Raw genomic sequence first — 26,230 nt, 5'->3', positions numbered from 1 at the left:
CGTGAAAGAGGTGTCAATATCCTGCCATATGGATTGAAACGCGATTAGGTAACGATCGAATATCTCGTCAGCAGAACACTAAAATAGTGCAGTTTGGAAGCCCGCCGGTGTAAAACGGAAAAATGACAGTTACCCAAACAACGGTTGGCATGACCGAAACCGACCTTGAAGTCCACGCGAACTCCGCACTACGAATCGCTTTGCCTTGGCTCGATGTCGCTGCGATAAAGCATCAGCTGACCTTCTCCTTTAAACTGGGTCATAAGACTGTCGAGATCAACGGCGCCAAAGCCTCAAGCCGACGGGGTCGGCTCGATATGCTGATTGAAAGCGCTGGTAAACGACTGGCGGTGCTCGAACTGAAGAAGCCGGGGCAGCCGCTCGATGCGGACGATGTTGATCAGGGGCTATCCTACGCCCGCGTGCTGCATCCCAGACCCCCGATCGTAATCGTCTCGAACGGGACCGAAACCCGCACCTATGCGACCGAAACGGGTGATCTTCTGAGAGACGGGCTAGCGAATGAGCAGGCCTTCGCCGCATTGATGGACGCCGCGATGGCGAATGCCCACGCCGGGCTGCAGGATGCCATCGCAACGCTCATGGGGCCGGGCTCGGACGTCTGGATGGCCGCCATCCGGGCCGCGACCGAGCAGACGCTCGACGAGCTGACAGGCGGCTGGAGCGATGTCCGCACGCCGTTCACGCCCGATTTCCACATCTCCCGCAAAGCATCGGCTGAAGCGATGACGGTCCTGCGCGGCACGCGCCGCGTCATTGCGATCGAGGGCGCCCCCCTGATCGGCAAGAGCCATGTCCTTCGCGAACTTGCGATCGGCACGACGGAGTCGGACGAGATCGCGGTGCTCCTCGTCGAGGCATCGGGCACCGCCGCGATGGGGATCGCGGACGAGGTCGCTCGGCTCGTGTCCGGCGCGGTCGGCTGGCACATTTCAGCCGGCGAAGCGCGGTGCTGGCTCGAACGGCTTGCGAAATCAGATGGTCCGCAGCTCGTGATCGCCATTGATGGCTTGGGCCTCGAGCATGACGGCATCCGCCGGGAACTCGAAGCGCTGTCGGCTCAATCGATGGGGCCAAAGGTGAAATTCGTCATCGAGGCTGACACCTCGGTCGTCGACCGCCTCTGGAAGGGGGAGACGCGGCGCAAGGACACCGTCTTCGCCCGCCGCGGCGAGCGCATTCTGGTCGATCGGCTCGACGACGACGAGTTTGGCAAGGCGCTGAATGTGCTTCAGCGGCACGATGTTACATTCATGCACGGCGCCGACAGGGCCGACGAATATCGTCAACCTTGGCTCCTGCGATCGATGGCGGCCGGCGTGATCGAAGCGCCGGAGCGGACCGAGGGCATGACGGCGGTTCTGCCACCGCTGCTCAGCCTGGACCTCTTCCTCTATACCCGCGCTCATTTCATTCAGGATGAACTTACCGAGCAAACGGCGACCTTCGCACGCGCAGTGTTAGATGATTATGGCCGAAGCGATCGGTCCCCCGACGTTATCCTGCGTTCGATGCACAGCTTCATGGTTCGCAAGGCGACGATGCGCGACCATGCCGATAGCCACGAACTAGCGGCGATGGTGCGGTCCGGCCTCACTGGAACTGCGCTCGACATCGGTAATCGGCCTCTGGTCACGGGACGCATTCCCGAACTGATCGCGTCCGAACTCGCCCGGCAGATCGCCGAGCAATTGGCCAAGCGCATGGGTGACGAGGAGGCGGATACCGACGCTGACGCCGCCGACTGGTTGGTCGCGACGACCGCGCGTCTGCCCTTTGGCGACGTGATCGGCGCGCAGGCGCTAGTAGATCTGATCTCATGGCGCAACGGCATCTCGGTCGCTTTCCTGAACAGATTGCTGCAGCGGGCACCGAAGGTCCGCCCGATCAAGCCAGGCACGCGCGCCGTCGTCTGGATGCCGAGCGTAGGCCAGCTCCAAATGACGACGCGTGCCGACGGCGTGACCGTGATCAAGAAGCCCGGCTGGAGGGAAGGTATCGAATTGCCCGCCGGTGAAGCCGCGGTGACCTATGCCGATCTCGACGCCTGGCTGATCCTTTCGCATCTCGCGAGCGTTCGGATCGGCGCGCTGGCGACCGACGAGGACCGGATTGTCGGCCTCATAGACCCAGCGATTTTGGCGCTGGTCGGCACCAGTCCGATCCTTCTGCGCCGCGTGCCTGAAGATCCCTCACGCTCCGGCCACCACACCCATGACGGCCCTAGCGGTGCCCAACTCACTTGCCGCGAAGATGGGATCATCGAGCCAGTCACGTTCTCGCTTCTGCGCTTTCTCGAGCGCGAGCAGGACAATGCCGACGAGTGGCTCGATGAGGCTTGTGAAGACGGATCGGCCCCCTTGTTGAACCGCCTTTCGCAGGCCCTGTTCATTCTGACAGTGTTGAACCCAAAGACATCGCGGGCGAAATGGGCGAGAGTCCGGCTTGACACAATGGTGAGTCCGGCGCTGAAAAGGGCCCTTTCATCGTCGGAAGGCTAGCGCGTAACCTAATGTCGGCCTTTCCCCCACTCCCCGATGATATGCCCGAGCATCTGAGAGTGCTCGTGGAAGAATTGGATCGCCGCCAACAGGCCTTCGATGCGGAATGGCCGAAGGTCATGGAATTGCGTCGCCGATATTTCGTCGAGCGGACCGACGCTGCCAAATTGGAGATGGAAGCGGCGATCGAGCGCGCACAACGGGTCCGTGTCGATCTCGATGCCGCAGTGGCAGCCATGCGCGAGGCCGCCGGTATCGATCCGGACGATCTTGTCGAGGAAAGAGAACCGGTAGGCGATCCCTTTCCGAGGCTCGGCCGGGCATCGATTGTGGACGAGGCACCGGCTGCGACTGCTTACGTCGAGGACTTTCTGCCCGACGCAATCGAGCTGATCGAACGCCACGCGCCAAACGGCTGGTTTGAGCGGGAGCCTGCCGACATTTTTCGCTTGTCATCGGTGGCCGACGAACAGCCCGTCTCCATTGTGAAAGGTGTGCGACTGGAAAGCGAACGGCCGAAGGGACACCGACTTCGCCAAGCCATGACACTGGCGAAGGACTATCTCGCCAACGATCCGCGCTACGACCATTTCGGTGGCGCGCTGGCCGTAACCCAGCTCGCGCAGCTCGGGCGGCAGATCGAGGCGCTGCGGGCAGTCCATGGCTCCCAGGAGAGGATCGACGCCCTCTTTTCCGGCGCCGAAACCGATGCGACCGTGTTCGAACTTCTCGTCGCTGCTGCTTGCTCGGCGAAAGGCAGAGCCATGGAATTCGTCGAGCCAACCAGCGTCAAATCGCCTGATCTGCGCTGTACCGACGCATTCAACATGGTCGTCGAGTGCAAGCGCAGCTCGGCGCTTACGGTCTATGAAGTCGATGAGGAAACCCAGATACGCAGCATGTTTCGCCTGCTCAGGGCTGGTGCCATGGCGCGCGGCCAATTTGGCACCTATGAGGTTGCGTTCCAAATTGAGGCCAGCGCGGTCGACATCGCGGATGTCGTCGCAACGTGCCTTCGGCAGCGGCTTGCTGCGCATCCCGAGCGGCCACTCGACTATGCATGGGGCAGCGTTGCGTTTCGACCGTTGCCAAATCGCGTCGACCTCGACGAGGTGACGAAGGCGTACAGCCCGATCATGCTGGATGAAGTGTTCGGTTGGAAATTGGAGATGCCCAGCTGGGATGGATTCATCTGTCAGATCGACGGGCCACCCGCTGTAGCCGTAGACCAAGTGCGCTCGCCCGTGGGGCTCGCCTGGCGAGTCGACGCTGAGGCGGCGATCACTAAGCGGAGCCGCGCACCACTAGGCCTATTCGCGAAAGCGGTAACGCAGGTGCCGCGCGGGGAATTCGGCTTGGTCTATATCGCCTATCCTGAGGGCGCGCGCGCCGATGTGGCCGACAATCGCACCCGTGCGTATATGGAGCGCATCCATCAATGGGAACATGACGGCGCCATTCGCATTCCCGCCACCTTCCTCGTGCGCCAGTTCCCTATGCCGACCGGCCATGGAAATCCGGACATGGTCGAGAACACCGTCCGGTTCCTGAGTGAGGAAGGCGGCGGCGGCGAGTGGATCTTCCGCGAGTATCCAGCCGCCATTTTTACGAGCTAAGGATTAGCCCGATGCTTCGGTTTTCCGAATTGGACCCGACACTGCTCAATCCCAGTAGCGATCAATCGGTATTCGAGGCGACCATCAATGCGCTCGGCACATACACGACGGAGCATTTCGTTCTGCGCTTGAGCCCCCGTACGCACGAGCTGGTCGATGCCATCACCCGGCAGGAAACAGACGGCTATGACACGGCCGAATTGTATCAGGCCTATTCCACGTATCTGCATGAAACGATCCACTGGTGGCAGCATGTGGGCTCGACGGCAGGCCTGATCCTGAGCCTAGCCTATCCTGCGCAGGTGTACAGCAGCATGGGCTTCCTCGCAGATTTTGCGCGCGAGGTAGGCGCCGTGAAGCCGGTCAAGGCATGGGCAGATCGCGCTTTGATCGACGGCACGTCGCCACTCGATCCAGGACTCGTTGCCGGCAACGTCGCCGTTAACAACGCACTCGATATCAATTACTAAAAGCAGCTCGCTTTCTTTCCCAAGTCGGTGCTGGAGCATGAGCGCTCGCCGTTCTTCCTCGGTGTAGGACACAGCTATCTCAAGGCCTATGGCGACACCGTCAGCGCCATCAACCGCTCGTGCGACTTCGCTGACGGCCAATTCCCCAATCCTGAGAGCTGGGATGCGGAAACCCGTCGCCTGCATGCCGAGCGCAGCGAAGGCTTTCCTTATGGTCCGCGGCCGCCCTACGCGGAAATCGGCCTTCGGCACATCTTTGAAGGCCAGGCCCGCTTTTGTCAGATCCAGTTTCTGGCGTCGGCCGGCGGCCCGGAACTGCTTCAGACCTATCGTGACGAAGGCTATTTCGCACCGCTCTACCGGGATGCCTTCGAGCTGTTCCTCAAGTTGACGGTCACGCAATGGCCGGAACGCTACGACGACCCACTGGTCGGTCTCTTCCTTTTGATCTGCGATCTGGCGATTAACCCTACGCGTGGTTTTCCGCTGGATATCGAGCGTTTCGACGACCTCATCAGCGACGTGGATGTCGGCGCCCGTTTCACGCTTCTGTGCCTCGCTGCGGCGGAGGCGCCGGAACTTGCGAAGGGCGTGCAGACCTACTCCGCCCTCGAATATAATGATATCGCGACTCGGCTGACCGACCGTTGCGGCTATGACCATCCGCGTGCGGCCCTTGAAGCGGTCGTCAGTCTTCTCGGAGATGGTGGTCCGGTCGATGCGTTGATGGAGGAGCATCGCACATTCGGCTTCCAGGCCGTCAACACGCCGGTGCGAGTCATGGTCGCGCATTATATCTCTTTCTGTCGCGACAAGCTGAAGCGACCTGAATTCTTCTGCTGGCCCGGTATGTGGCTGGCCGGCGATAAGGTGACACCAGAGGAGAGCGCCCTTTTTGTGGATCATCTGTCCCTCTTTCAGGACCGAGCGGATACTGAGCAGATTTATCCGCGCGCGATGTCCGGCCGCAGCGATCAGAACATCAAAATGCTCGTGCAGACCTTCTTCACTGGCATGCTCGTGTACGATCTGGCGCTACAATGGACCCTGCAACCGGGGCCGTTCCGCTACGACTTCAAATGGCTCACCGGGAAAAGCGACAATGCCGCTCTCATCGCGCTGGCCAAGCACCAGTTCCGACAATATTATGGGATCGAGTGTGATACGTGCAATCTAATCGACCCACCTTCTATCTAGTAGTAAGTGCAGAGTAGCGCATCGGTGACTTGCCTAACCGGTTCCGGCGTTTCTCTTCATGAGCGAAGTGATGATGTTTTCCAGTCAGCGCATAAGATCATCTTCCTCATCATTCGCGACCAAGTCGAGCGTCCTGTTCCGACGTCAGCTTTAGGGCGCGTCGATCAATTTACAGGATGACCGGAAATCAGGTGCGAAGCAGTTACGCAAATCTTGACTTTCGACTGCCTGCATTTGCCACCACACTAGGAAAAGTCCGTCCGGCCAGCGTCGCTGTTCGAGGTCGGTAGGATGAGGGGAAAAGCCCTTCGGCCGGCCTCATGACACGAGGCAAAAAATGAACAATCTGAATGAACAGTCGGAAGAGACCGGCAATGACGACAGGCGTGTGCTTCACCCAATCCGCGGCCGCAACGACTGGCCCCGCACAGCAGCAGAAGGAGAGGCAGTCCGGCGTGTGGCCGTTATCGACTGCGAAACCACCGGCCTTGCGGTCGAGCGCCACCAGATCATCGAACTGTGCGTGGCGATCGTGCTGGTGAACGAAGTCGGACGGATTGTCGCTGTAGAAGTCGTCAGGAGCGGACTGATAGATCCCGGCCATCCACTGACAGCGGAAATTGCCGAACTGACCGGGCTGACCGACCAGGATTTGGACGGGCGGTCGATCGACGAGGAACAGGTCACAAAGATACTGGCATCCTGCGAAGGTGTAATCGCATACAACGCGGGGTTCGACAGGCCCTTCCTCGAAAAGATGATCAACCGCCACGTGGCAGTGCCGTGGGGCTGCGCGATGGCGGATGTGCCGTGGCGTGAGATTACGTTTGAGCCGGGACCGCAAGGCTACCTGCTCAACCAGGCCGGCTACTACATGCCGCGAGTTCATCGAGCGAAGGATGACGTCCTCGCGCTAATCCAACTGCTCGATCACGTCTGCGACGATGGCGAGACCATCATGGCCAAGACTCTGGCGTCAATGAAGGCACCAGCCTGGCGGTTCGAGGCGCAGGGTGCGCCTTACGGATACCGCCACGATCTGCGTGACCAGCGTTATCGCTGGGCGTGGGGAAGGCTGCACGATCTGTGGCACAAACACGTGCGCGCCGAAGCCTATCAGGCCGAGCTCGACTGGTACGTGTCGACCATCGGGAAGGAACCGGTGATCGTTCCGCTGCCAGCAAGCGAGCGGTATCGCTTCCATACGACCTGGACCCCGGCTTGAGAGGCGTAGACCTCAAGAAGGCAAGGAATGTGAGCCATCCGGCTGAACGGAAAAAGGCTCCGGCCAACAGGCCGCCAACCACACAACAAGGAATGACGAATGATCGATCTCGATATCGGCGGGGCATGCCCCCGCCAGCCGCTGACCTGTGCCCTGTCGCAAGCGCTGGGTCTGCCCACTGACCCTGGCGCTGGCACCGATGCGCTGACAATCGGCACCATGGACTATCCATCCGAACCCGCGCTTCAAGTGGTCGCCCGGGCCACGATACAGGCAAGGCAAGACTCCCTGCTGGCCATGTTCGCCAATGACCAGACCAGCATCTGCGGCGGCCTCGCGCTAATTTACCGGACGAGGGATGGCGCGCAGATCATGCAGGTCGAGCCCTGCCGCCTGAGCCGTAGCAAACCGATCATGCTCGTCACCACGGATCTGCGCCAAGCGTTCCGCCTCGATAAGCGGTGCGTGCTGCGATCCTGCGCTGTGCCATCGCGTGCGAAGGTCGAGCGCGGCGTCGAACGCGCATGGGCTGACATCCGTGCAGCGATGAGCACGGTCGATGTCGATCCTGAGCAGTGGCAAGCCAGCTATTTCAGCCTGTTCACCGATGCGCAGGCCTTCGCCGACTTCATGGCCTGACCGGCTTCACTCCAACCATCATCACTCAAGCAGGCGTCGTCTCCACCCGGAGGCGCCGCCTGTCTCGTTTTGCAGAACAGGAATCTATCATGCCACAGTCCCACATGCGCCATCCGCGGATGCTGTGTTCGCTCGCCATCATCCGCGATCCCGGCGAAAACAGTCCGCGCTCCGCTATCCGTTCGACCTCACTCTTCACCGTGACACGTGAGCAAAAAAGCGGAGCGCGGTTCGCCATCGATCACCGCGCCTTCGACCGGAATGCAAACCGGGCCGACATTCTGGCCGGACTGACCAAGCGCATTCCGAAAGGAGCGACCGTAATCTCGCGCGCGTCCCGCACGCCGCAGCATTACTTCCGACACGCGTTTGCAAGTGGCGGCCCCCTCCCGCCGGCTGACCTGCAACTGCTTCAGCGGAGCCGCCCAGACCTCGACATCATGCCGCTGGAATGCGCGAACAGCGTGCTGGAAGAGATTGCGGCAGCATACCGGATCGAGCGAGCCGGTCCCGGCTCGAACGTCCTGTCACGATCGCGCAGGGCGCCGGACGAAGCGCAGTGCCTGTGGGCAGCATTCCTGTGGTCCCAGTGCTCACCGCTTCAGTCCAAATCGTTCGCCGCCGCTTGGCAGGCATGGCGAGAAATTGAGCGGGCCCGCCCGCTTTCCTTCTGACGAAGCGTGAAGATACGAACAGCTAGAGAAAGGAAAAGCACAATGGCAAAAACGTTCATCGCGCTCGACGCGGAATTTTACTGGGACCGGGACCTGCATGAACTACACAAGGCAATGGATCCCAAATCGCAGCGACATGCGGTTGCCGTGAAGAAGGTCATGGCGGCGGCCGTCTTCCAGTTCACCATCGACGAAGATGGCCGGGTGAGTACTGGCGAGATCGGCAGCTGGAGTGAACGCGACTGGGGCAGCGAAAAAGGTGTGGTCCGAAAAATATTCGACTACCTGCGTGCGCACGAAAACAAGCCGATCGTTACCTTTGGCGGTCTGGCGGTTGACGTGCCGGTTCTTCTTCTGGCCGGAATTTCTCACGGACTGCGCCTGCCTCCGCAGCTGGTCGATCAGCCCGGCAGACGAGGCCCACGACCCCACCTCGACCTTGCGCTGCAACTGAAAGGAGGTGGCCGGACCTGGACCCATCTCAGCCAGCTATTGCTGCGCATGGGCGTGCCGTTCGATCTGGTCGCGGCGAAGTCCACTGTCCCGCGGCCGGCCAGCGATGGAGCCTGGCAGAACGTGCGCGATCATGTCGAGCTGGACTGTCTTCTGCTCGCCATCGCGAAGATTGGGTGGCTGGCCGCCCAGGGCACGAATGGCCTGAGTCTCGAGACTGCCATCATGACGTTGGTGGAAGGGTTCTTGCGACGACGCCCGGACCATAAGCTTGCTGCCGGTTTGCAATCATACGCCAATGAATTGCACGGCAGGATCGCCGTCGGCTTAGCTAACGCTGCTTAAACGTTATCCTCGTTTGCGCCGGGCCGGAAAAATTCGGACTTTATCGGCCCGGCGCAGTTAGGCACTGTGCGTCACAGGGTTACGTTTTCGCACTGAAGGCAGGACGTGGAGGAATTGATCCCCGGTCAGCCGTCTAGCGTTCCAGAACCGCCTCGACGTCTCGAAGCCGTGATCCATGTCCCACCGCTGCCTGAATGCGCGTCGGCACGACGGTCCTTGAGCATTATCAATTCAATTCTGCGACATCACAAGTCCGCCAGACAGGATTGCCTTAGCTGGAATGTATGACTGTTCTTGTTCTCGGCGTTGCGACCGTATTTTTTCTCCGCCTAGGTCTGTAGAACTACTGACAAAATTTTCGCTGTGCATCGCGGCCGGGAGCAGATCCAACGCGCGAGCGCTTTCTGAGGGGCAGCAGACTAATGTTCGTTTGCCGCGGTATATGTGACGTCACGTTGGGCATTTCGCGCACCATCACGTCTAGGCGCTCACGCAGCTCCTTGACCTCTCCCAGCGCCAGAGCGCGCCGGTTGTATTTCTTCTGCCCGGTCCCCTGAGACGTATGGCCCATATGCATATCGAGGATCTTCTGCGCTACGGTCGGCGAAGCGAGAACACTGTGATTGTAAGTCCGCTGCGAGTGGAAGTCAGCCTTCTTGCCATCGCTCGTTTCGGGCAGCGGCATTACGCCATGAGTGGCGTCGGCAATATACCGCCATGCGATGGCATAGAACCTGCGACCGCCGATCGCAGGCACCTTCTTGCCGTCACCGCGATACTTTGCCTCTTTGCACCAGAGCTCAGGGAAAATCGGGGTGCATGTGCCCACCTGATGACCCTGTTCCTTCGCGATTGCCTCGACGTATCTCTGCAATCCCAGCTCAAGAAGCTGAGGATGCAACGGCATCACCCGGGCGCGTGCCATAGTCTTCAGGCGGCGAAGGCTGTTCTTCTTCACGACTAGGTAAGGCACCTCGCAAGCGAAATTGAAGTCATCGATTTCGAGCCCGGAGCCTTCTTCGCGACAGATGCCCGTATAAGTCGCGATGAGCGGGAGCCAGTATGCCGCGTCCATGTAAACCATCGGCCGGCCGCTGGGCTTGAGACGTTCAATGCTTCCGCCGCCACCCTGCCAAAGAGGCAGCGAGTAAAGCGTTTTCAGATGGTCTGGCGTCCATGGCATCCGATCGGGATTTTCGGGGTCGTCCTCGACTCGGATCGTATACTCGAGAAAATCAACTTCGAGCCTGTCGCCGTATTTCAGGCGCCAGTGCGTTTTGGCCAGCCGTTTCGACACGTTCTGGAGAATGCTCAGGTCGCGGTTTATTGTCCTCGGGCTGCGCTTCATTCCCTTGTTTGAGGGAATGGCATCCTCGCAGAATGGGACGGCCATTGCCCCTGATTTGTTCAGCTTACCCCACGAAAATTTGTTGGGGAATCTGGCGACGGTTTTTGCAAAGTATTTCGCATCGGCCGCGCTCCAGTCCTTTAACCGTTTATCACCGCATATCCATGCGGCACGTTCACATACCGCTTCGCGCTGGCCATTGTCTTTCTCCCACCCCTTTTCTTCCATCAGCTCCGCAAGAACGTCCTTCATCACCTCGCTGAAGCGTAGATCGCTCGGGAACGCGTAGATGCTATCCTGCACCGGCTCGGTCATAGATGGGGCATCCGGCCTTACGGCTTCACCGGCACAGTCGTCTGGCTTACCAGGCTTACTCTGAGCCGACCAAGCCCGCCCGATGATGTCGTCATCGAGAAGAGCCACGATCCCCCGGCCAGATGATCTCACCTCGTCGCTGTCAATCAGGGATGCACGGCGGTGCGCTTCGGCATGTCCACGCAACAGCTGTGCACGTGCTTCCTTCGCTGTGCCATCGTTGAGCGGACCACCTAGGTCGCCCACCGCCTCCAATGCTTCGGTGCGACTAATGCTCATCGGCGTGACGAGCATATGCAGCGTCTTCCAGAGCAACAGGATTTCATTCTCTGTCCAGCTGTCGTCAACCTCGGCTTCGAAGGTCTCTAGATTGATGACAGCGGCATCATGTGGCACTCGGGCCACGATGCGATAGGCCGCTTCCATGATCTTGTGCGTCCCTGCGTGAGGTTGTTCGGCACCGATGGGGGCCGTGAAATGCGCGGTCGCTCTTGCGAGCTCATCCTTCAGCCCTTTTCGGAAGAGAGCTTCCTGTTCATCAATCGTCAGATGACCGCGCTCGATTTTCGGCATCATCAACATAAGTAACTCGTCCCATCTCGCGGCCAGCCTACGGACAAGGCGACGCGCCTCGACCGGGTCAGCTGTGCCCAGCGCGATACTTATAGGACGGTTGCAAGGGAAAACGGCCGGATTTCTGCGGCGGAAGTGATATCGCGCGCCGCGGCGAACAAGGTAGCTGTTCTGCCGCATACTAGCGAACTCGTACGCCGAACGCGTTCGGTATGGCCATCGCCGCGACGGCCGTGATGTGAGAAGCCGTGTGAGAAACTATGGGTGAAGGTGTGCGCACTACCGCCTCCGGAACGGCGGTTTTCTGCGGCTAATTCAGAATTGTGGAGCGGGTGAAGGGAATCGAACCCTCGTCGTCAGCTTGGGAAGCTGCTGCTCTACCATTGAGCTACACCCGCATGGTGGTGGCGCCATTGGCTTGGGGCGCGCGCCAGGTCAATGGGCAGGACATAAAAAGCGACCCCCGGCCTATCCGCCGGAGGTCGCTTTTCCTTGGCGCATCGCTGCGATCAGAAGCGGTAGGCGAAGCCTGCGCTCAGGACCCAGGGATCGAGCTTGTGCTCGGTCTCGATGGCCAGCGTATTGCCGGCATACCAGCGGGCCGTGGTGTCGACGAAGTAACGCTTCGCATCGAGGGTGAAGCCGAGGCCGCTATCGTTGATCGGCACGTCGATGCCAGCCTGGAGAACGAAGCCAAATTCATCCGACAGAGTGGTTTCGGTGACACCCAGCGGGATGGTCGCCGCACCCGGCTCGACATCGATCCACCAGAAATAGGTGGCGCCCGCACCGAGATAAGGCTTCGCGCCGCCGACGTCGAAGTGATACTTCGCGGTAAAAGTCGCCGGGATCAGCTTGGCGTCGGAAACCAGTTCGGCACCGGGAAGGCCGGACACGGCATCGACATCGTGCTGGGTCACGCAGCAGATCGTTTCGATCGAAACATTCGGGCTGACGAAGTATTCGATGGCCAGCGTGGGCACGAAGTTGTCGTTCGCTTCGGTCTGCGTTCCTGCCGGGAGGCCGACGATATCGGTGCGCAGATCGGTGATCTCGCCATCGGGGGCCACATAGGTGCCAAGCACCTTGACCTGGATCTTGCCGTCATTGTCCTGCGCCTGAGCAGGGGCGGCAATCATCGCTACACCGGCGAGAGCGGCTGCAAGCAGCTTCTTCATGGTCTTTGTCCTCATGGCGCTGCAGCGGTCGCCCCGTGCGACTCAGGATGGTTGCAGCGCTTGAGCCCTATTTGGAGGCCGAATATTCGGCCTTCATTGATCTCGATCAAAGATTTGCAGGTCGCGAATTGCGAGAGATACGGCATGACGAGTTTCCCCGAAGCCTTCGAAAGCTTTGCCTTGAAGATCCTGTCGCCGGACCTGTCCGACGCGGCGCATCTCCGTTTTCAGGCGCTGGCCCGGCAGGTCGCGCTGGAAAAGGACCGCTCGCTCGATTTCGACGGAAATTCCTCGCAACTTATATTCGTCGGCCACGGCGCGACCAAGCTGGTTGCCCATGCGTCCGAGGCACGCGACCAGATCGTCGCCTTCCATTTCGGCGGCGAGGTGTTTTCGGTGCCCGAACAGGACAATTATTCCTATTCGGTATGCGCCTTGCGCGATTGCAGCCTGCTGACCTTCCCGGCAGACGATTTTCTCAACCTCGCGGCCAGCGAAGCGGGGATCTTGCGCCACCTGCTCGATAATACGACCGGCTCCTTGCGACGCTGCCGCGAAAAGACGATCGCCCTCGGCCGTAAGACCGCTGCAGAACGAGTCGCGGTTTTCCTGCTGGCCATGAGCGAGCGAATCGGCATGGAACAGGACGGAACGGTTCTTCTCGAATTGCCGATGTCGCGCCGCGATATCGCGGAAAGTCTTGGTCTTACGATCGAAACGGTGAGCCGCCAGCTCAGCCTGCTGCGCGAGGCACACGTGATCGAGACGACGGGGCGATCGGGCATCGTTCTGCGCGAGATGGGAATGCTGAAGGCACGCGCCGGCTATCTGCGTGATGCAGCATGAATTCTTTCACCAAATTGATCCAGATCAATGCGACTGCCGAGGTGGCCGCCTAGGCCGCTCTTGAACGGACGGAGACCCTTATGCACGCTGAAGCCGCACTGGGCCGGATTGGCCTATGGTTCATAATCATGCTTGCGGCCATCGCGTCGGCGGTAGCGGCCGCTGACGCCGGTTTTGCCGCGCATGCCACGATAATCGCCATCGTCGCCTTTGCGATGATCTGGATGAGCGCGTCGCGCTTCGATCCGATGGGCAAGGCGCAGGGCTTCTTCAAGATGCCCGATGGCCCGTCCCGCTATGATGACGACGTGATTCGCTGGGGCGTGATCGCGACCATGTTCTGGGGTCTCGCCGGGCTGCTCGCCGGTGTCTTCATCGCCGCGCAGCTTGCCTTTCCGCAGCTCAATTTCGAACCCTATCTCAATTTCGGTCGCGTCCGTCCGCTTCACACCAGCGCGGTGATTTTCGCATTCGGCGGCAATGCACTGCTGGCGACCAGTTTCTACGTCGTCCAGCGCACCTGCCGCACGCAGCTCGCCTTTCCGGGTCTCGCCCGCTTTGTGTTCTGGGGGTATCAGCTGTTCATCGTGCTGGCGGCCACCGGCTATCTGCTCGGCATCACCCAGTCCAAGGAATATGCCGAGCCCGAATGGTATGTCGATCTGTGGCTGACGATCGTATGGGTGGCCTATTTCATCGTTTTCGTCGGCACGCTTGCGAAGCGCAAGGAACCGCACATCTACGTGGCCAACTGGTTCTACCTCGCTTTCATCGTGACGATCGCCATGCTCCACATCGTCAACAATCTGGCGATGCCGGTGAGCCTGCTGGGCGCCAAGAGCTATTCGGCTTTCGCCGGTGTGCAGGACGCGCTGACCCAGTGGTGGTACGGCCATAACGCAGTCGGCTTCTTCCTGACCGCAGGCTTCCTGGCGATGATGTATTACTTCGTCCCCAAGCAGGCCGAACGTCCGGTTTACAGCTACCGCCTGTCGATCATCCACTTCTGGTCGCTGATCTTCCTCTACATCTGGGCCGGCCCGCACCACCTCCACTACACCGCGCTGCCCGACTGGGCGCAGACGCTGGGCATGGTCTTCTCGGTCATGCTGTGGATGCCGAGCTGGGGCGGTATGATCAACGGCCTGATGACCCTGAACGGGGCATGGGACAAGGTCCGCACCGACCCGATCATCCGCATGATGGTGATGGCGCTGGCCTTCTACGGCATGAGCACTTTCGAAGGGCCGATGCTGTCGATCAAGAGCGTCAACAGCCTGTCGCACTATACCGACTGGACCATCGGCCATGTCCACTCCGGCGCCTTGGGCTGGAACGGCATGATTACCTTCGCCTGCGTCTACTTCCTGGTTCCGCGTCTGTGGAAGCGTGGGCGGATGTATTCGCTGCGCATGATCAACTGGCACTTCTGGCTCGCGACGCTCGGCATCGTTTTCTATGCCTCCAGCATGTGGGTCTCGGGCATCATGCAGGGCCTCATGTGGCGCGAATACGGGCCTGACGGCTATCTGGTGTGGTCGTTCGCCGACAGTGTCGCCGCGATGTTCCCGATGTATGTCATGCGCATGGCTGGCGGGCTGATGTATCTCAGCGGCGCGATCATCATGAGCTACAATATCTGGATGACCCTGGCCGGGAAGCAGCGGGAGGAGGCACCGCTCCGCGATGCAGCCTACGACCCGCAGGCCGACCGCCCCATCGTCCAGCCCCGCCCCGAAGCCGTTCCGGCCGAATAGGATCGCACGACCATGTCAGACCCCGTCGTCGAAGAAACCGTCAAGGGCCACAAGCGGCTCGAACGCAACATCACCCTGCTGGCCGTGGCGACGTTCATTACCGTCTCCATCGGCGGCCTCGTCCAGATCACGCCGCTGTTCTATCTCGAGAACACGATCGAGGAAGTGGAGGGCGTGCGCCCCTATACCCCGCTCGAACAGGCCGGGCGCGACATCTATATCCGTGAGGGTTGCTATACCTGTCACAGCCAGATGGTCCGCCCGTTCCGCGACGAGGTGGAACGCTATGGCCACTACAGCCTCGCGGCGGAAAGCATGTACGACCACCCGTTCCAGTGGGGTTCCAAGCGTACCGGGCCTGATCTGGCACGCGTGGGCGGCCGCTATTCGGACGAATGGCACGTTCAGCATCTCGAAAACCCGCAAAGCGTGGTGCCCGAAAGCGTGATGCCGCAATATGGCTTCCTCAAGGAAACCGATCTCGAGATCGGCGATCCGGCCGCCACGCTGACCGCGCTGCGCCGCGTCGGAGTGCCCTATAGCGACAACGACATCGAACAGGCCGAAGCCGACATGCTCGCGCAGGCCGATCCCGATGCCGATCCGGGCGATCTGGCCGAGCGTTACCCCAAGGCGCTGATTCGCGATTTCGACGGCGATCCCGATCGCCTGACCGAGATGGACGCGCTGATCGCCTATCTTCAGATGCTCGGCACGCTGGTCGATTTCGACAGCGCTGCGCCCTTGGAAGAATTGGCCGAGGAGAAGGGTCGATGAGCTTCTACGAAACCCTGCGCCATTTTGCCGACAGCTACGCATTGATAGCCATGCTGGTTCTGTTTGTCGGGCTGTGTGCCTGGCCTTTTCGGCCCGGCGCCGGAAAGCGCAACCACCACGCCGCGACGATGATTTTCAAGGGACAAGACGATGGCGAATAAGCGCATCGACGAACCGACCGGCACCGAAACAGTCGGCCACGAATGGGACGGTATCGAGGAACTCAACACGCCGCTTCCGCGATGGTGGCTGTGGACCTTCTACCTGACGATCATTTTCTCGATCGGCTACGTTATCGCCTATCCGGCCTGGCCGATGATCGACCGGGCGACCGTGGGCATGCTCAACTGGTCCAGCCGGGGAGAGCTGGCGAAGGACATGTCCGCCGCCGATCAGGCGCGGGCGACCGTCCGCGAGCAACTTGCCCGCATACCGATCGAACGGCTGCCCGAAGAAAGCGGCCTGATGCAGCAGGCGGTGGCCGGCGGAGCAGCCGCATTCCGGGTGAATTGCGTCCAGTGCCACGGCTCCGGTGCCGCCGGCAGCCAGGAACTGGGCTATCCCAACCTCAATGACGATGACTGGCTGTGGGGCGGCGATCTGAAGGCGATCGAATACACGCTCGTTCACGGCATTCGCCAGGCGGGGGACGATGAAACCCGCATGAGCGTGATGCCGCCGTTCGAAGGTGCTTTCGACACCGCGCAGCTCGACGCGCTCGTCGACCATGTGCTGTCGCTGAGCGGCAAGGCGGAAACCAACGCCACGGGCGCCCGGATCTATGCCGACAATTGCGCGGCCTGCCATGGCCCCGCTGGCGGCGGCGACCGTGCACAGGGTGCGCCGACGCTCAACGACGCCATTTGGTTGCGCGGAAGCAGCCGCGAGGCGATCAAGCGCCAAATCCTGCAGCCCCGGATGGGCATGATGCCCAAATGGGAAGGCAGGCTCGATCCGGTGACCATCAAGATGCTGGCCGCCTATGTCCATTCGCTCGGGGGAGGCGAAGACTTCGTGGAGGTCGCGGAGAACCCCGAGGCAGAGGTAGATGAACAACCCTAACGAACGCAAACCCGGCGACGACCGCGACTGGTCGGTCGTCGTCGAGGACGGGGTCGCCAAGACCAACGAACCGGTTTCCAGCGCGGTCGCCGAACCCGAAGCGGCGACCCGTCGCCACGAGCCGCACGAACCTGCCCGCACGCATCTCCCCGAAAAGCTCTACGAAAAGCGCGCGGTCGTTCACAACAAGCGCATCGACGGGCCGTTTCGCCGCTTCAAATGGCTGGTGATGGTCGTCACTCTGGCGATCTACTATATCACGCCGTGGATTCGCTGGGACCGTGGCCCCTATGCGCCCGACCAGGCGGTGCTGGTCGATCTCGCCAATCGCCGCTTTTACATGTTCGGCATCGAGATCTGGCCGCACGAATTCTATTTCGTCGCCGGCCTGCTCATCATGGCCGGGATCGGCCTGTTTCTGATCACCAGCGCGGTAGGCCGCGCGTGGTGCGGGTATGCCTGCCCGCAAACCGTCTGGACCGACCTGTTCCAGCATATCGACCGTCTGTTCGACGGCGATCGCAATGCCCGGCACCGCCTGGACAAGGCCCCGTGGACATTCGGCAAGATTCTGCGCCGGGGGTCGAAATGGACGGTCTATCTTTTCATCGGCCTGATTACCGGCGGCGCCTGGATCCTCTATTTCGCCGACGCGCCGACACTGCTGCGCGATTTCTTCGCGGGCGAAGCGGCACCCGTGGCCTATGGCACCGTCGCCGTCCTGACCCTGACCACGGTCACGCTGGGCGGGTTCATGCGCGAACAGGTCTGCGTATATATGTGCCCCTGGCCCCGCATCCAGACCGCCATGATGGACGAACAGTCGCTGCTCGTTACCTATAAGGACTGGCGCGGGGAACCGCGCGGCAGCATCAAGAAGGCGCAGAAGAACCCCGGCGCGTTCGGCGACTGCATCGACTGTCAGCAATGCGTCCAGGTCTGCCCGACCGGGATCGACATTCGCGAAGGGCCGCAGATCGGCTGTATCACCTGCGCCCTGTGTATCGATGCCTGCGATCGGGTGATGAAGGACATCGGCCGCCCGCGTGGCCTGATCGACTATGCGACGCTGGAAGATTGCGAACGCGAAGCCGCCGGTGGCGAGCCAAAATCGCCCTGGCGCACGCTGTTCCGCCCGCGCACCCTTGTCTACCTCATGATCTGGGGCGGCATTGGCGGCGCGATGCTGTTCGCGCTGGGCGTTCGCAGCCATACCGATCTCACCGTTGCACCCGACCGGAATCCGCCCTTCATGCTGCTGAGCGACGGATCGGTACGCAATGCCTACACGCTCAAGCTGCGCAATATGGAAAGCCGCCCGCGCGACATGGAGATCGCCATCGAGGGACTGCCCGGTGCGGTCATGTGGACGGAAAACGTCAATCGCAGAGACGCCGCGCCGACGCAGACCGTGAACGTTCCGGCGGACCTCGTTCGTCAGGTGCGCGCTTATGTGGCCGTTCCGGCCGGCACCCCCTCGCAAGAGTTCTCTTTCCGTGTAACCTCGCTCGACGAACAGCGGGAAAGCGATGTCGTGCAGACCCGTTTCGATGCACCGGAGAGCGAATGATGCGGCGTGAATTCACCGGCAAGCACATGGCCTTGATCATGGTCGTGGGCTTCGGGATCGTGATCGCGGTCAATTTCTACATGGCCTCGCGCGCGATTGGCGGCTTTGGCGGTGTCGTGGTCGAAAACTCCTATGTCGCGAGCCAGAAGTTCAACGGCTGGCTGGAGCAGGCGCGCGAGAGCGAACGGCTGGGCTATTCCGCTTCCCTTGCGCGTAATGCCGATGGGCGGCTGGTCGTGACCACGGACAAGGTTCCACAAACCGCCCTGCTCTCCGCCGATCTTCGGCGCCCCCTCGGCAAGCCCGAGGACATGGAGCTGCAATTCGAGCAGGCTGGGCAGAACCGCTACGTCTCCACTCGCGCGCTTCCCGCCGGGCGCTGGATCGTGAGGCTGACCATCGATGGTGGCGGCGCCCGCTGGATCGACGAAACCGAGATCCGATGAACGCCCCGGTTCCTCTCGACACGCTCGAGGGCGCCCGGCTGGAAGACAGCCGGTTCACCGTACCGGGCATGCGCTGCGCCGGTTGCATTGCCAAGATCGAGCGTGGCCTGGCGGGCCTCGAAGGAGTGGAATCGGCCCGAGTCAATTTCTCGTCGAAGCGCGTGGCCGTGCGCCACGAAGCCTCGCTCGGCGAGGAAGACCTTGTCCGCGCGATCGCCGGGATCGGTTTCGAGGCCCAGGCGGTCGCCGACAATCCGATGGGCAAGGACGAAAAGGAAACGAAAGCCCTTCTGCGTTCGCTGGCCGTGGCGGGCTTCGGCATGATGAACATCATGCTGCTGTCGGTCAGCGTATGGTCCGGGGCCGGCGGCGTGACCCGCGACCTGTTCCACTGGCTCTCGGCGCTGATCGCCATTCCCGTGGTCGCCTATGCCGGCCGCCCGTTCTTCGCCAGTGCGATCATGGCCCTGCGCCACCGGCGAACGAATATGGACGTGCCGATCTCCATCGGTGTGCTGCTGGCCGTCGCGCTGAGTATCTACGAGACGGCCACCGGCGGCGAGCATGCCTATTTCGACGGCGCGGTGATGCTGCTGTTCTTCCTGCTGGCCGGACGCGCGCTGGATGCGACCATGCGCGACAAGACCCGCGCCGGGATCGGTGCCTTGCTATCGCGCATGGGCAAGAGCGCGACCGTGGTGGACGAAAACGGATCGAGCCGCATGGTGGCCGCCGAAAAACTCGAGCCGGGAATGCTCATGCTGGTAGCAGCAGGAGAAGCGCTCGCTGCCGACGGCGTCATAGAACAGGGCGCGTCGACGCTCGACAATTCGATGCTGACGGGGGAAAGCGTCCCCCAGCCGGTCGCCGCTGGCGAAAGCGTGTATGCCGGGGCCGTCAATCTGGGGAATCCGATACGGGTTCGCGTAAGCGCCGCCGCCTCCGACACTGTGCTGGCCGAAATCGCTCGCCTGATGGACGAGGCAGGCCAGTCGCGCAGCAGTTACGTCCGCATCGCGGATCGCGCATCGCGCCTCTACGCACCGGCTGTCCACTCGCTCGCCTTGCTGGCCTTTATCGGCTGGATGGTGGCGGGCGCTGGCTGGCACCAGTCGCTGGTGATAGCGATTGCGGTGCTCATCATCACCTGCCCCTGCGCCATGGGGCTGGCCGTGCCCGCGGCGCAGGTGGTGGCCTCGGGCGCGCTGGCGAAGCGCGGCCTGCTGGTGAAAGACGGCAGCGCGCTGGAACGGCTGGCGGAAGTCGACATGGCCCTGTTCGACAAGACCGGCACACTGACGGTCGGGGAGCCGGTGCCGCAAATCGATCACCTCTCCCCGCACGAGGCCCGCGTGGCGTTGGCGCTGGCGCAATCGAGCAGGCACCCGCTCAGCAAGGGAATCGCGAAAGCGCTCGGACAGCGCGATATCGTTCCTGCCGCAATCGACGATCTGCGCGAGGAAGGCGGGCGCGGCGTGTCGGGCAGCATCGACGGCGTTCGCGTCGCGCTCGAACGGTCCGAAACGGAAACCGCGACCCTTTCGACCGCCTTGCGAATAGGGGACGCGATCGTCGCCATTCCCTTCTCCGATCCGCTGCGCAGCGATGTGCGCGAGGTGATCGGCTCTTTGCGCGACCAGGGCATCGAAAGCCGTATCGTGTCGGGCGATCGCGCATCCTCGGTCGAGGCCGTCGGGCGCGAGTTCGACATCGCCTGGGACGCACACCTGCTTCCCGACGACAAGCTGGCACTGCTCGATCGACTCAAAGCCGACGGTCATCGCCCCTTGATGATCGGTGACGGCATCAATGATGGCCCGGCGCTTGCCGCTGCCCACGCCTCGATCGCCCCCGGGAGCGCCAGCGACGTCAGCCAGCAGGCCGCCGATGCGGTATTTCTGGGCAAGGCACTGATGCCGGTTTCGCTGGCGGTGAATGTGTCTCGCCAGACCATGCGGATCGTGCGGCAGAATTTCGCTTTCGCCATCCTTTACAACGTCTTCGCTCTGCCGATCGCGCTGGCCGGATTGGTTACGCCGCTGATCGCCGCAGTGGCGATGTCGCTCAGCTCGTTGGTCGTGGTCGGCAATTCGCTGCGCCTCGCCCGGGCCGCCCGATGAGCGGGCTCGCCTTTCTGATCCCCATCGCGCTGGGCATGGGGCTGCTGGGCCTGGCCGGGTTTTTCTGGGCCATGCGCAAGGGCCAGTTCGACGATCTCGACGGGGCCGCCCAGCGCATCCTCATCGATGACGAGGAAGAGGGCGAAAGCGAATGAACCGGTCCCTGTCGCTGGCCGTGATGGCATTGCTTCCGCTGGCGATCGGGCCTTTGCCCGCACAGGCGCGCAGCATCACCGCGCAGATATGCGGGGGCAGTACGATAGAAATCCCGATCGAGCGCGACCCCCAGCCGCAGGCGCCCTGCACCGCGAAGGGGTGTCATGCCGGTTCCTGCCGCAAGAAATTTGATTCAGCGCAATGACGCTGTGACCCATCCTGCCCAGAAGGCAGGCATGTGGACATATTATCCTGATCTGCTCGCCACGCCCGTGCCCCGTTACACGAGCTATCCGACCGCCGCCGAATTCGCCGACATACCTGTCGATGCCTATCGCACGGCCTTGCAGGAAACGTCGGGAACGGTCTCGCTCTACGTGCACATCCCGTTTTGCGAGAAGATCTGCTTCTACTGTGGCTGCAACACAGGAAAGGCGAACCGCCGCCAACGGCTCGAATCCTATCTCGACGCCCTTCACAACGAAATCGCGACCGTGTCGCGCGAGCTGCCGGATGACGTTCGTGTGGGCCGGATCGCATTCGGCGGGGGCAGCCCGAACGCCATCACACCAGATGATTTCCGGTCGCTTTTCGCGGCATTGGGAAGCCGTTTCTCGCTGGACGATCCCACGCTTTCGATCGAACTCGATCCCCGTACGATGACTGCGGAATGGGCGAACGTCATTGCCGAACACGGCATTTCGCGCGCCAGCCTGGGGGTCCAGACCTTTGCCGCGCATTGCCAGAAGGCCATCGGCCGGGTCCAGCCGGAAGAGTGCATCGTGGAAACGGTCGACTGGCTGCGCGATGCGGGCGTCACCTCGCTCAATTTCGATCTCATGTACGGCCTGCCCGGCCAGTGCATGCACGACCTCGAGGATACCCTTCAGCGTACCCGCGTGCTCGGCGCCGACAGGATTGCCCTGTTCGGCTATGCCCATGTCCCGCATATCGTCCCGCGCCAGCGCGTTATCGATACCACCGATCTGCCCGATCAGGCCGAACGCTTCGCCATGGCGGAAATGGGCTATGCCTATCTCGCGACTCACGGCTACACCCCGATCGGATTCGACCATTTCGCGAAACCGGGCGGCGATCCGCTGGCCAAGGCCGCCTTCGAAGGCCGACTGAAGCGCAACTTCCAGGGCTTTACCGACGACCAGAGCGAGGTACTGATCGGACTCGGCGCATCGTCCATCAGCAGCTTCCCGCAGCTTCTGGCACAGAACGAGAAGAATAGCGGCCGCTATCGCATGCTGTCCTCGCAGGGTCTCCTGTCGGCTGGCAGGGGCGTGGCCCGCAGCGCGGACGATCGCTATCGCGGCGCGGTGATCGAACAATTGCTATGCCAGGGCCGCGCGCGGCTCGGCGCCTGCTTGATGCACGAAGCATCGGGTCGGCTCCGGCCATTCATCGAGCGCGGACTGGCGTCGATCGACCGGCAATGGCTCGAAATCCTGCCCGAAGGCCTGCCCTATGCGCGCTCCATCGCGGCAATCTTCGATGCCTATCGGCCGGTTTCCGCGCGCCGCTTCAGTTCTGCCGTGTAAGGCACCGCCGCGCGGATTGGCATTCGCCTCGCGGCGCGCTAGGCCCAGCTCAGAACAGGAACGATGGGCGGGACCGCAGGGCAGATGATCAGCGACGACAGGATTATTTTCGGGCTTCTGGCCCTGATGCTCGGATTCGTTTTCGCCACGCGCGACCGCCCCGGCTGGCAGCGTTTCTACGTCTTCGTGCCGATCATTCTGGTGTGCTATCTGGTGCCCAGCTTGATGACCACGTTCGGGCTGATCGACGTCTCGGAAAGCAATCTGTGGCCGACCGCGAAGGATTATTTCCTGCCTGCCGCGCTGTTCCTGATGACGCTGAGCATCGATATCAAGGGCATCCTCGGCCTCGGCAACAAGGCGATCATCATGTTTCTGACCGCCACGATCGGCATCGTGATCGGCGGTCCCCTGGCGCTGTGGATCGTCGCCCAGTTCGAACCCTCGATCATCGGATCGGGCGATACCGCCGCATGGCGCGGTCTGGCGACACTTGCCGGGAGCTGGATCGGCGGCGGCGCCAACCAGACCGCGATGCTGGAAGTCTATGGCTATCCGCTTGAAGGCTTCGCCGCGCTGCTCGCGGTCGACATCATCGTCGCCGAAATCTGGATGATCTTCCTGCTGTATGGCGCGGGCGCGCATGAGCGGGTCGATAAATGGCTTGGCGCGGACAGTTCCTCCATCGCGAAGCTGCGCGATAAGATGGCGGATTATACCGAAAGCATCGAGCGTGTCGCCAAGGCCAACGACTATGTCCTGCTGTTTGGCGTGACTTTCGCGGTTGTCGGCCTGTCGCACCTGCTCGGCACCTGGCTCGGTGAATTCTTCGCCGAATTGCAGGGCGAGGAAGCGACGCTGGCGAGCGAATTCTTCTGGGTCGTGGTGATCTCGACCACCGCCGGGCTCCTTGCGAGCTTCACCCGCGCGCGCGAACTCGAGGGGATCGGGGCGAGCAAATTCGGCGTCGTGTTCATCTTCCTGCTGGTCGCGGTGATCGGTACGCGGATGGATGTGACCAAGATCGCCGATGCCCCCGCCTTCATGGCGATCGGCTTCATCTGGATGCTGTTCCACGTCATTCTGCTGCTGGTGGTTGCCAAGATCATCAAGGCCCCGTTCTTCTTCGTCGCGGTGGGCAGCAAGGCGAATGTCGGAGGGGCGGCATCGGCTCCGGTGGTTGCGGCCGCCTTCCACCCTGCCCTTGCCCCGGTCGGCGTCTTACTCGCCGTGCTCGGCTATGCTCTGGGCACGTATGGCGCGATATTGTGCGCGCAATGGATGGCTGCGGTCGGCTAGCCGCGAGCCGTGCCGGTTTCACCTGAAACCGGTTGATTTCGGACCCCTCGCGGCTATTGGCCGTTGGCAAGACACGAGAGGATTTATCATGCGCCAAGTTGACCATTTCATCGTCGGCGATAGCCCCGCCACGGGCCGCACTCACAAGATCTGGAACCCCTCCACCGGCGAGGTCCAGGCCGAGGTCGCGCTGGGCGATGCGGCGCTGCTCGAACAGGCGGTCGCGGCGGCCAAGAAAGTCCAGCCCGAATGGGCGGCGACCAACCCCCAGCGCCGTGCCCGCATGATGTTCGAATTCAAGCGGCTGGTCGAAGCCAACAAGCAGGAGCTTGCCGAGCTGCTGTCGAGCGAGCATGGCAAGGTGGTCGACGATGCGCATGGCGATGTGCAGCGCGGGCTCGAGGTCATCGAATTCGCCTGCGGCATCCCGCAGGCGCTGAAGGGCGAGTACACGCAGGGCGCAGGCCCAGGCATCGACGTCTATTCGATGCGCCAGCCGCTCGGCATCGGCGCAGGGATCACCCCGTTCAACTTCCCGGCGATGATCCCGATGTGGATGTTCGGCATGGCGATCGCGGCGGGCAATGCCTTCATTCTCAAACCGTCGGAGCGCGACCCCAGCGTTCCGGTGCGCCTGGCCGAACTGTTCCTGGAGGCGGGTGCACCCGAGGGGCTGCTGCAAGTGGTCCATGGCGACAAGGAAATGGTCGATGCGATCCTCGACCACCCGGATATCCCGGCGATCAGCTTCGTCGGCTCGTCCGATATCGCGCAATATATCTACTCGCGCGGTTCGGCCAACGCCAAGCGCGTGCAGGCGTTCGGCGGCGCGAAGAACCACGGTATCGTCATGCCCGATGCCGATCTGGACCAGGTGGTGAACGATCTTGCCGGGGCCGCCTTCGGTTCAGCGGGCGAACGCTGCATGGCGCTGCCGGTCGTCGTGCCCGTGGGTGAGGATACGGCGGACAAGCTGCGCGACAAGCTGATCCCCGCAATCAACGCCCTGCGCGTCGGCGTCTCGAACGACGCGGATGCGCATTACGGCCCCGTCGTCACGCCAGAGCACAAGGCGCGCGTCGAAGGCTGGATCGACACGGCCGAGAAGGAAGGTGCCGAAGTCGTCATCGACGGGCGCGGCTTCAGCCTGCAAGGTCATGAAAACGGCTTCTTCGTCGGCCCGACGCTGCTCGACCGTGTGACCACCGACATGGAAAGCTATCGGGAAGAAATCTTCGGCCCGGTCCTCCAGATCGTGCGCGCCAAGGATTTCGAAGAGGCGGTGCGCCTGCCCAGCGAGCATCAATATGGCAATGGCGTGGCCATCTTCACCCGCAACGGCCATGCCGCGCGCGAATTCGCCAACCGTGTGAATGTCGGCATGGTCGGCATCAACGTGCCGATCCCGGTGCCTGTCAGCTATCACAGCTTCGGCGGCTGGAAGCGCAGCGGCTTCGGCGATATCGATCAATACGGCATGGAAGGCCTGCGCTTCTGGACCAAATCCAAGAAGATTACCCAGCGCTGGCCCGATGGCGGCGGCGATGGCTCGAACGCGTTTGTCATCCCGACAATGGGATAGGAAAGGCGGCCGGAGCGTTGAAGAGCAATGATGATACGCACATACCTCTTCATCGCTCTACCGGCCTCGCTTGCTCTGGCGGCATGTTCCGCTGAACCAGGCGAACCTGCCGAACCGACCCCCGGCGAGACCATGCTACCCGTCGAACCCGATGGGGGAATCGGCGATGGGGCAGGGCCGCTGGAAGTGGAAGCGGACACGATCCCCGCCGCCTTTCTCGGGGTTTGGGACTATGTCGAGGGCACCTGTAACCCCGCATCCGACCTGCGCGTGGAAATTACCCCGCGTGGCATGCAATTCTACGAATCCTATGGCGAAGTGACGCGTGTCGAAGTCGACAGCCCGCAGCGCATCGTCGTAAGCCTCGCCATGGAAGGCGAAGGCGAAAAATGGCAGATGACGCGCAGGTTCACGCTTTCCGAAGACAAGACTACACTCACGCCGTCGGCAGTCGACGAAGAGCAGTTCGAGCCCATGCCCCTGAAGAAATGCGAATAGCGAGGCAGTACC

24 protein-coding genes, 1 tRNA gene and 1 pseudogene are annotated in these 26,230 nt (G+C 61.8%); 22 read left to right on the top strand and 4 right to left on the bottom strand.

Annotated elements, in window-relative coordinates; translation table 11 throughout:
* Positions 1–149 precede the first annotated feature (149 nt).
* The 8 genes from MUY37_RS14350 (at position 150) to MUY37_RS14315 (ending at position 9,141) form a co-directional block, all read left to right on the top strand.
* Positions 150–2,522, top strand: a complete 2,373-nt coding sequence (locus tag MUY37_RS14350; RefSeq protein ID WP_499196041.1) for a type I restriction endonuclease — start codon at positions 150–152, stop codon at positions 2,520–2,522.
* An 11-nt stretch (positions 2,523–2,533) separates the two neighbouring features.
* The gene (locus MUY37_RS14345) at positions 2,534–4,138 is read left to right on the top strand and encodes a hypothetical protein (RefSeq protein ID WP_499196040.1); all 1,605 of its coding nucleotides are present in this window, start codon (positions 2,534–2,536) and stop codon (positions 4,136–4,138) included.
* Positions 4,139–4,149: 11 nt separating this feature from the next.
* Entirely contained in the window at positions 4,150–4,608 is a 459-nt protein-coding gene (locus MUY37_RS14340; RefSeq protein ID WP_499196039.1) for a hypothetical protein, read from the top strand.
* A gap of 27 nt (positions 4,609–4,635) precedes the next feature.
* Positions 4,636–5,805, top strand: a complete 1,170-nt coding sequence (locus MUY37_RS14335) for a hypothetical protein (RefSeq protein WP_499196038.1) — start codon at positions 4,636–4,638, stop codon at positions 5,803–5,805.
* Between the two features lie 337 nt (positions 5,806–6,142).
* Positions 6,143–7,030, top strand: coding sequence for an exonuclease domain-containing protein (locus tag MUY37_RS14330; protein ID WP_499196037.1), 888 nt, complete (start codon positions 6,143–6,145; stop codon positions 7,028–7,030).
* Between the two features lie 99 nt (positions 7,031–7,129).
* Complete coding sequence (locus tag MUY37_RS14325) at positions 7,130–7,669, top strand: hypothetical protein (protein ID WP_499196036.1); 540 nt, start codon at positions 7,130–7,132, stop codon at positions 7,667–7,669.
* A gap of 119 nt (positions 7,670–7,788) precedes the next feature.
* Positions 7,789–8,343: a hypothetical protein gene (locus MUY37_RS14320; protein ID WP_499196035.1), complete on the top strand. Its 555-nt coding sequence runs from the start codon at positions 7,789–7,791 to the stop codon at positions 8,341–8,343.
* 42 nt (positions 8,344–8,385) lie between these two features.
* Positions 8,386–9,141 carry a 3'-5' exonuclease family protein gene (locus MUY37_RS14315; RefSeq protein ID WP_499196034.1) on the top strand — a complete coding sequence of 252 codons (756 nt, stop codon included), beginning with the start codon at positions 8,386–8,388 and terminating at the stop codon, positions 9,139–9,141.
* A gap of 343 nt (positions 9,142–9,484) precedes the next feature.
* Here MUY37_RS14315 and MUY37_RS14310 read toward each other — a convergent pair whose 3' ends face one another.
* The 4 genes and pseudogenes from MUY37_RS14310 to MUY37_RS14295 form a co-directional block, all read right to left on the bottom strand.
* Complete coding sequence (locus MUY37_RS14310) at positions 9,485–11,386, bottom strand: site-specific integrase (protein ID WP_499196142.1); 1,902 nt, start codon at positions 11,384–11,386, stop codon at positions 9,485–9,487.
* A 3-nt stretch (positions 11,387–11,389) separates the two neighbouring features.
* Positions 11,390–11,557, bottom strand: a pseudogene (locus MUY37_RS14305) (DUF6538 domain-containing protein); the annotation flags it as partial.
* 144 nt (positions 11,558–11,701) lie between these two features.
* A tRNA-Gly gene (locus MUY37_RS14300) sits at positions 11,702–11,775 on the bottom strand.
* A 111-nt stretch (positions 11,776–11,886) separates the two neighbouring features.
* Positions 11,887–12,555, bottom strand: a complete 669-nt coding sequence (locus MUY37_RS14295; protein ID WP_499196033.1) for an OmpW/AlkL family protein — start codon at positions 12,553–12,555, stop codon at positions 11,887–11,889.
* Between the two features lie 144 nt (positions 12,556–12,699).
* Between MUY37_RS14295 and MUY37_RS14290 the strand changes: the two genes are divergently transcribed.
* From MUY37_RS14290 to MUY37_RS14225, 14 genes are all read left to right on the top strand, one after another.
* Positions 12,700–13,401 (top strand): helix-turn-helix domain-containing protein, encoded by a 702-nt coding sequence (locus MUY37_RS14290; RefSeq protein WP_499196032.1) that lies wholly within the window; start codon positions 12,700–12,702, stop codon positions 13,399–13,401.
* 80 nt (positions 13,402–13,481) lie between these two features.
* Positions 13,482–15,158 carry a cytochrome-c oxidase, cbb3-type subunit I gene (ccoN, locus tag MUY37_RS14285; protein WP_499196031.1) on the top strand — a complete coding sequence of 559 codons (1,677 nt, stop codon included), beginning with the start codon at positions 13,482–13,484 and terminating at the stop codon, positions 15,156–15,158.
* 12 nt (positions 15,159–15,170) lie between these two features.
* Entirely contained in the window at positions 15,171–15,935 is a 765-nt protein-coding gene (gene ccoO / locus MUY37_RS14280) for a cytochrome-c oxidase, cbb3-type subunit II (RefSeq protein ID WP_499196030.1), read from the top strand.
* Entirely contained in the window at positions 15,932–16,096 is a 165-nt protein-coding gene (locus MUY37_RS14275; protein WP_115415939.1) for a cbb3-type cytochrome c oxidase subunit 3, read from the top strand. The genes ccoO and MUY37_RS14275 overlap by 4 nt, the downstream gene beginning before the upstream one ends.
* Positions 16,086–16,997: a cytochrome-c oxidase, cbb3-type subunit III gene (gene ccoP / locus MUY37_RS14270; RefSeq protein ID WP_499196029.1), complete on the top strand. Its 912-nt coding sequence runs from the start codon at positions 16,086–16,088 to the stop codon at positions 16,995–16,997. The genes MUY37_RS14275 and ccoP overlap by 11 nt, the downstream gene beginning before the upstream one ends.
* On the top strand, positions 16,984–18,567 hold the full coding sequence (gene ccoG, locus MUY37_RS14265; RefSeq protein WP_499196028.1) for a cytochrome c oxidase accessory protein CcoG: 1,584 nt from the start codon (positions 16,984–16,986) through the stop codon (positions 18,565–18,567). The genes ccoP and ccoG overlap by 14 nt, the downstream gene beginning before the upstream one ends.
* On the top strand, positions 18,564–19,013 hold the full coding sequence (locus MUY37_RS14260) for a FixH family protein (RefSeq protein ID WP_499196027.1): 450 nt from the start codon (positions 18,564–18,566) through the stop codon (positions 19,011–19,013). The genes ccoG and MUY37_RS14260 overlap by 4 nt, the downstream gene beginning before the upstream one ends.
* On the top strand, positions 19,010–21,133 hold the full coding sequence (locus tag MUY37_RS14255; protein ID WP_499196026.1) for a heavy metal translocating P-type ATPase: 2,124 nt from the start codon (positions 19,010–19,012) through the stop codon (positions 21,131–21,133). Before MUY37_RS14260 ends, MUY37_RS14255 begins: the two co-directional genes overlap by 4 nt.
* Positions 21,130–21,288 (top strand): cbb3-type cytochrome oxidase assembly protein CcoS, encoded by a 159-nt coding sequence (ccoS, locus tag MUY37_RS14250; RefSeq protein WP_499196025.1) that lies wholly within the window; start codon positions 21,130–21,132, stop codon positions 21,286–21,288. Before MUY37_RS14255 ends, ccoS begins: the two co-directional genes overlap by 4 nt.
* Positions 21,285–21,494, top strand: coding sequence for a hypothetical protein (locus MUY37_RS14245; protein ID WP_499196024.1), 210 nt, complete (start codon positions 21,285–21,287; stop codon positions 21,492–21,494). The genes ccoS and MUY37_RS14245 overlap by 4 nt, the downstream gene beginning before the upstream one ends.
* Positions 21,495–21,525: 31 nt before the next feature.
* Positions 21,526–22,839, top strand: coding sequence for an oxygen-independent coproporphyrinogen III oxidase (hemN, locus tag MUY37_RS14240; RefSeq protein WP_499196136.1), 1,314 nt, complete (start codon positions 21,526–21,528; stop codon positions 22,837–22,839).
* 63 nt (positions 22,840–22,902) lie between these two features.
* Positions 22,903–24,138 carry a DUF819 family protein gene (locus MUY37_RS14235; RefSeq protein WP_499196023.1) on the top strand — a complete coding sequence of 412 codons (1,236 nt, stop codon included), beginning with the start codon at positions 22,903–22,905 and terminating at the stop codon, positions 24,136–24,138.
* An 88-nt stretch (positions 24,139–24,226) separates the two neighbouring features.
* Positions 24,227–25,720: a CoA-acylating methylmalonate-semialdehyde dehydrogenase gene (locus MUY37_RS14230; protein ID WP_499196022.1), complete on the top strand. Its 1,494-nt coding sequence runs from the start codon at positions 24,227–24,229 to the stop codon at positions 25,718–25,720.
* Between the two features lie 27 nt (positions 25,721–25,747).
* The gene (locus MUY37_RS14225; protein ID WP_499196021.1) at positions 25,748–26,218 is read left to right on the top strand and encodes a hypothetical protein; all 471 of its coding nucleotides are present in this window, start codon (positions 25,748–25,750) and stop codon (positions 26,216–26,218) included.
* Positions 26,219–26,230 lie beyond the last annotated feature (12 nt).

This window comes from Qipengyuania sp. ABI-127-1, assembly GCA_022953095.1.
Taxonomy (GTDB): Bacteria; Pseudomonadota; Alphaproteobacteria; order Sphingomonadales; family Sphingomonadaceae; genus Qipengyuania.
This window is presented reverse-complemented; position numbering and strand designations above follow the sequence as displayed.

What these genes read in the sequence shown, in the direction of transcription:
- ccoS (WP_499196025.1), top strand. Translation starts at nt 21,130, where the DNA reads ATGAGCGGGCTCGCCTTTCTGATCCCCATCGCGCTGGGCATGGGGCTG.
- ccoP (WP_499196029.1), top strand. Translation starts at nt 16,086, where the DNA reads ATGGCGAATAAGCGCATCGACGAACCGACCGGCACCGAAACAGTCGGC.
- MUY37_RS14345 (WP_499196040.1), top strand. Translation starts at nt 2,534, where the DNA reads ATGTCGGCCTTTCCCCCACTCCCCGATGATATGCCCGAGCATCTGAGA.
- MUY37_RS14275 (WP_115415939.1), top strand. Translation starts at nt 15,932, where the DNA reads ATGAGCTTCTACGAAACCCTGCGCCATTTTGCCGACAGCTACGCATTG.
- ccoO (WP_499196030.1), top strand. Translation starts at nt 15,171, where the DNA reads ATGTCAGACCCCGTCGTCGAAGAAACCGTCAAGGGCCACAAGCGGCTC.
- MUY37_RS14315 (WP_499196034.1), top strand. Translation starts at nt 8,386, where the DNA reads ATGGCAAAAACGTTCATCGCGCTCGACGCGGAATTTTACTGGGACCGG.
- hemN (WP_499196136.1), top strand. Translation starts at nt 21,526, where the DNA reads ATGTGGACATATTATCCTGATCTGCTCGCCACGCCCGTGCCCCGTTAC.
- MUY37_RS14260 (WP_499196027.1), top strand. Translation starts at nt 18,564, where the DNA reads ATGATGCGGCGTGAATTCACCGGCAAGCACATGGCCTTGATCATGGTC.
- MUY37_RS14325 (WP_499196036.1), top strand. Translation starts at nt 7,130, where the DNA reads ATGATCGATCTCGATATCGGCGGGGCATGCCCCCGCCAGCCGCTGACC.
- MUY37_RS14340 (WP_499196039.1), top strand. Translation starts at nt 4,150, where the DNA reads ATGCTTCGGTTTTCCGAATTGGACCCGACACTGCTCAATCCCAGTAGC.
- MUY37_RS14225 (WP_499196021.1), top strand. Translation starts at nt 25,748, where the DNA reads ATGATGATACGCACATACCTCTTCATCGCTCTACCGGCCTCGCTTGCT.
- ccoG (WP_499196028.1), top strand. Translation starts at nt 16,984, where the DNA reads ATGAACAACCCTAACGAACGCAAACCCGGCGACGACCGCGACTGGTCG.
- MUY37_RS14295 (WP_499196033.1), bottom strand. Translation starts at nt 12,555, where the DNA reads ATGAAGAAGCTGCTTGCAGCCGCTCTCGCCGGTGTAGCGATGATTGCC.
- MUY37_RS14310 (WP_499196142.1), bottom strand. Translation starts at nt 11,386, where the DNA reads ATGTTGATGATGCCGAAAATCGAGCGCGGTCATCTGACGATTGATGAA.
- MUY37_RS14290 (WP_499196032.1), top strand. Translation starts at nt 12,700, where the DNA reads ATGACGAGTTTCCCCGAAGCCTTCGAAAGCTTTGCCTTGAAGATCCTG.
- MUY37_RS14330 (WP_499196037.1), top strand. Translation starts at nt 6,143, where the DNA reads ATGAACAATCTGAATGAACAGTCGGAAGAGACCGGCAATGACGACAGG.
- MUY37_RS14245 (WP_499196024.1), top strand. Translation starts at nt 21,285, where the DNA reads ATGAACCGGTCCCTGTCGCTGGCCGTGATGGCATTGCTTCCGCTGGCG.
- ccoN (WP_499196031.1), top strand. Translation starts at nt 13,482, where the DNA reads ATGCACGCTGAAGCCGCACTGGGCCGGATTGGCCTATGGTTCATAATC.
- MUY37_RS14350 (WP_499196041.1), top strand. Translation starts at nt 150, where the DNA reads ATGACCGAAACCGACCTTGAAGTCCACGCGAACTCCGCACTACGAATC.
- MUY37_RS14255 (WP_499196026.1), top strand. Translation starts at nt 19,010, where the DNA reads ATGAACGCCCCGGTTCCTCTCGACACGCTCGAGGGCGCCCGGCTGGAA.
- MUY37_RS14230 (WP_499196022.1), top strand. Translation starts at nt 24,227, where the DNA reads ATGCGCCAAGTTGACCATTTCATCGTCGGCGATAGCCCCGCCACGGGC.
- MUY37_RS14320 (WP_499196035.1), top strand. Translation starts at nt 7,789, where the DNA reads ATGCTGTGTTCGCTCGCCATCATCCGCGATCCCGGCGAAAACAGTCCG.
- MUY37_RS14235 (WP_499196023.1), top strand. Translation starts at nt 22,903, where the DNA reads ATGGGCGGGACCGCAGGGCAGATGATCAGCGACGACAGGATTATTTTC.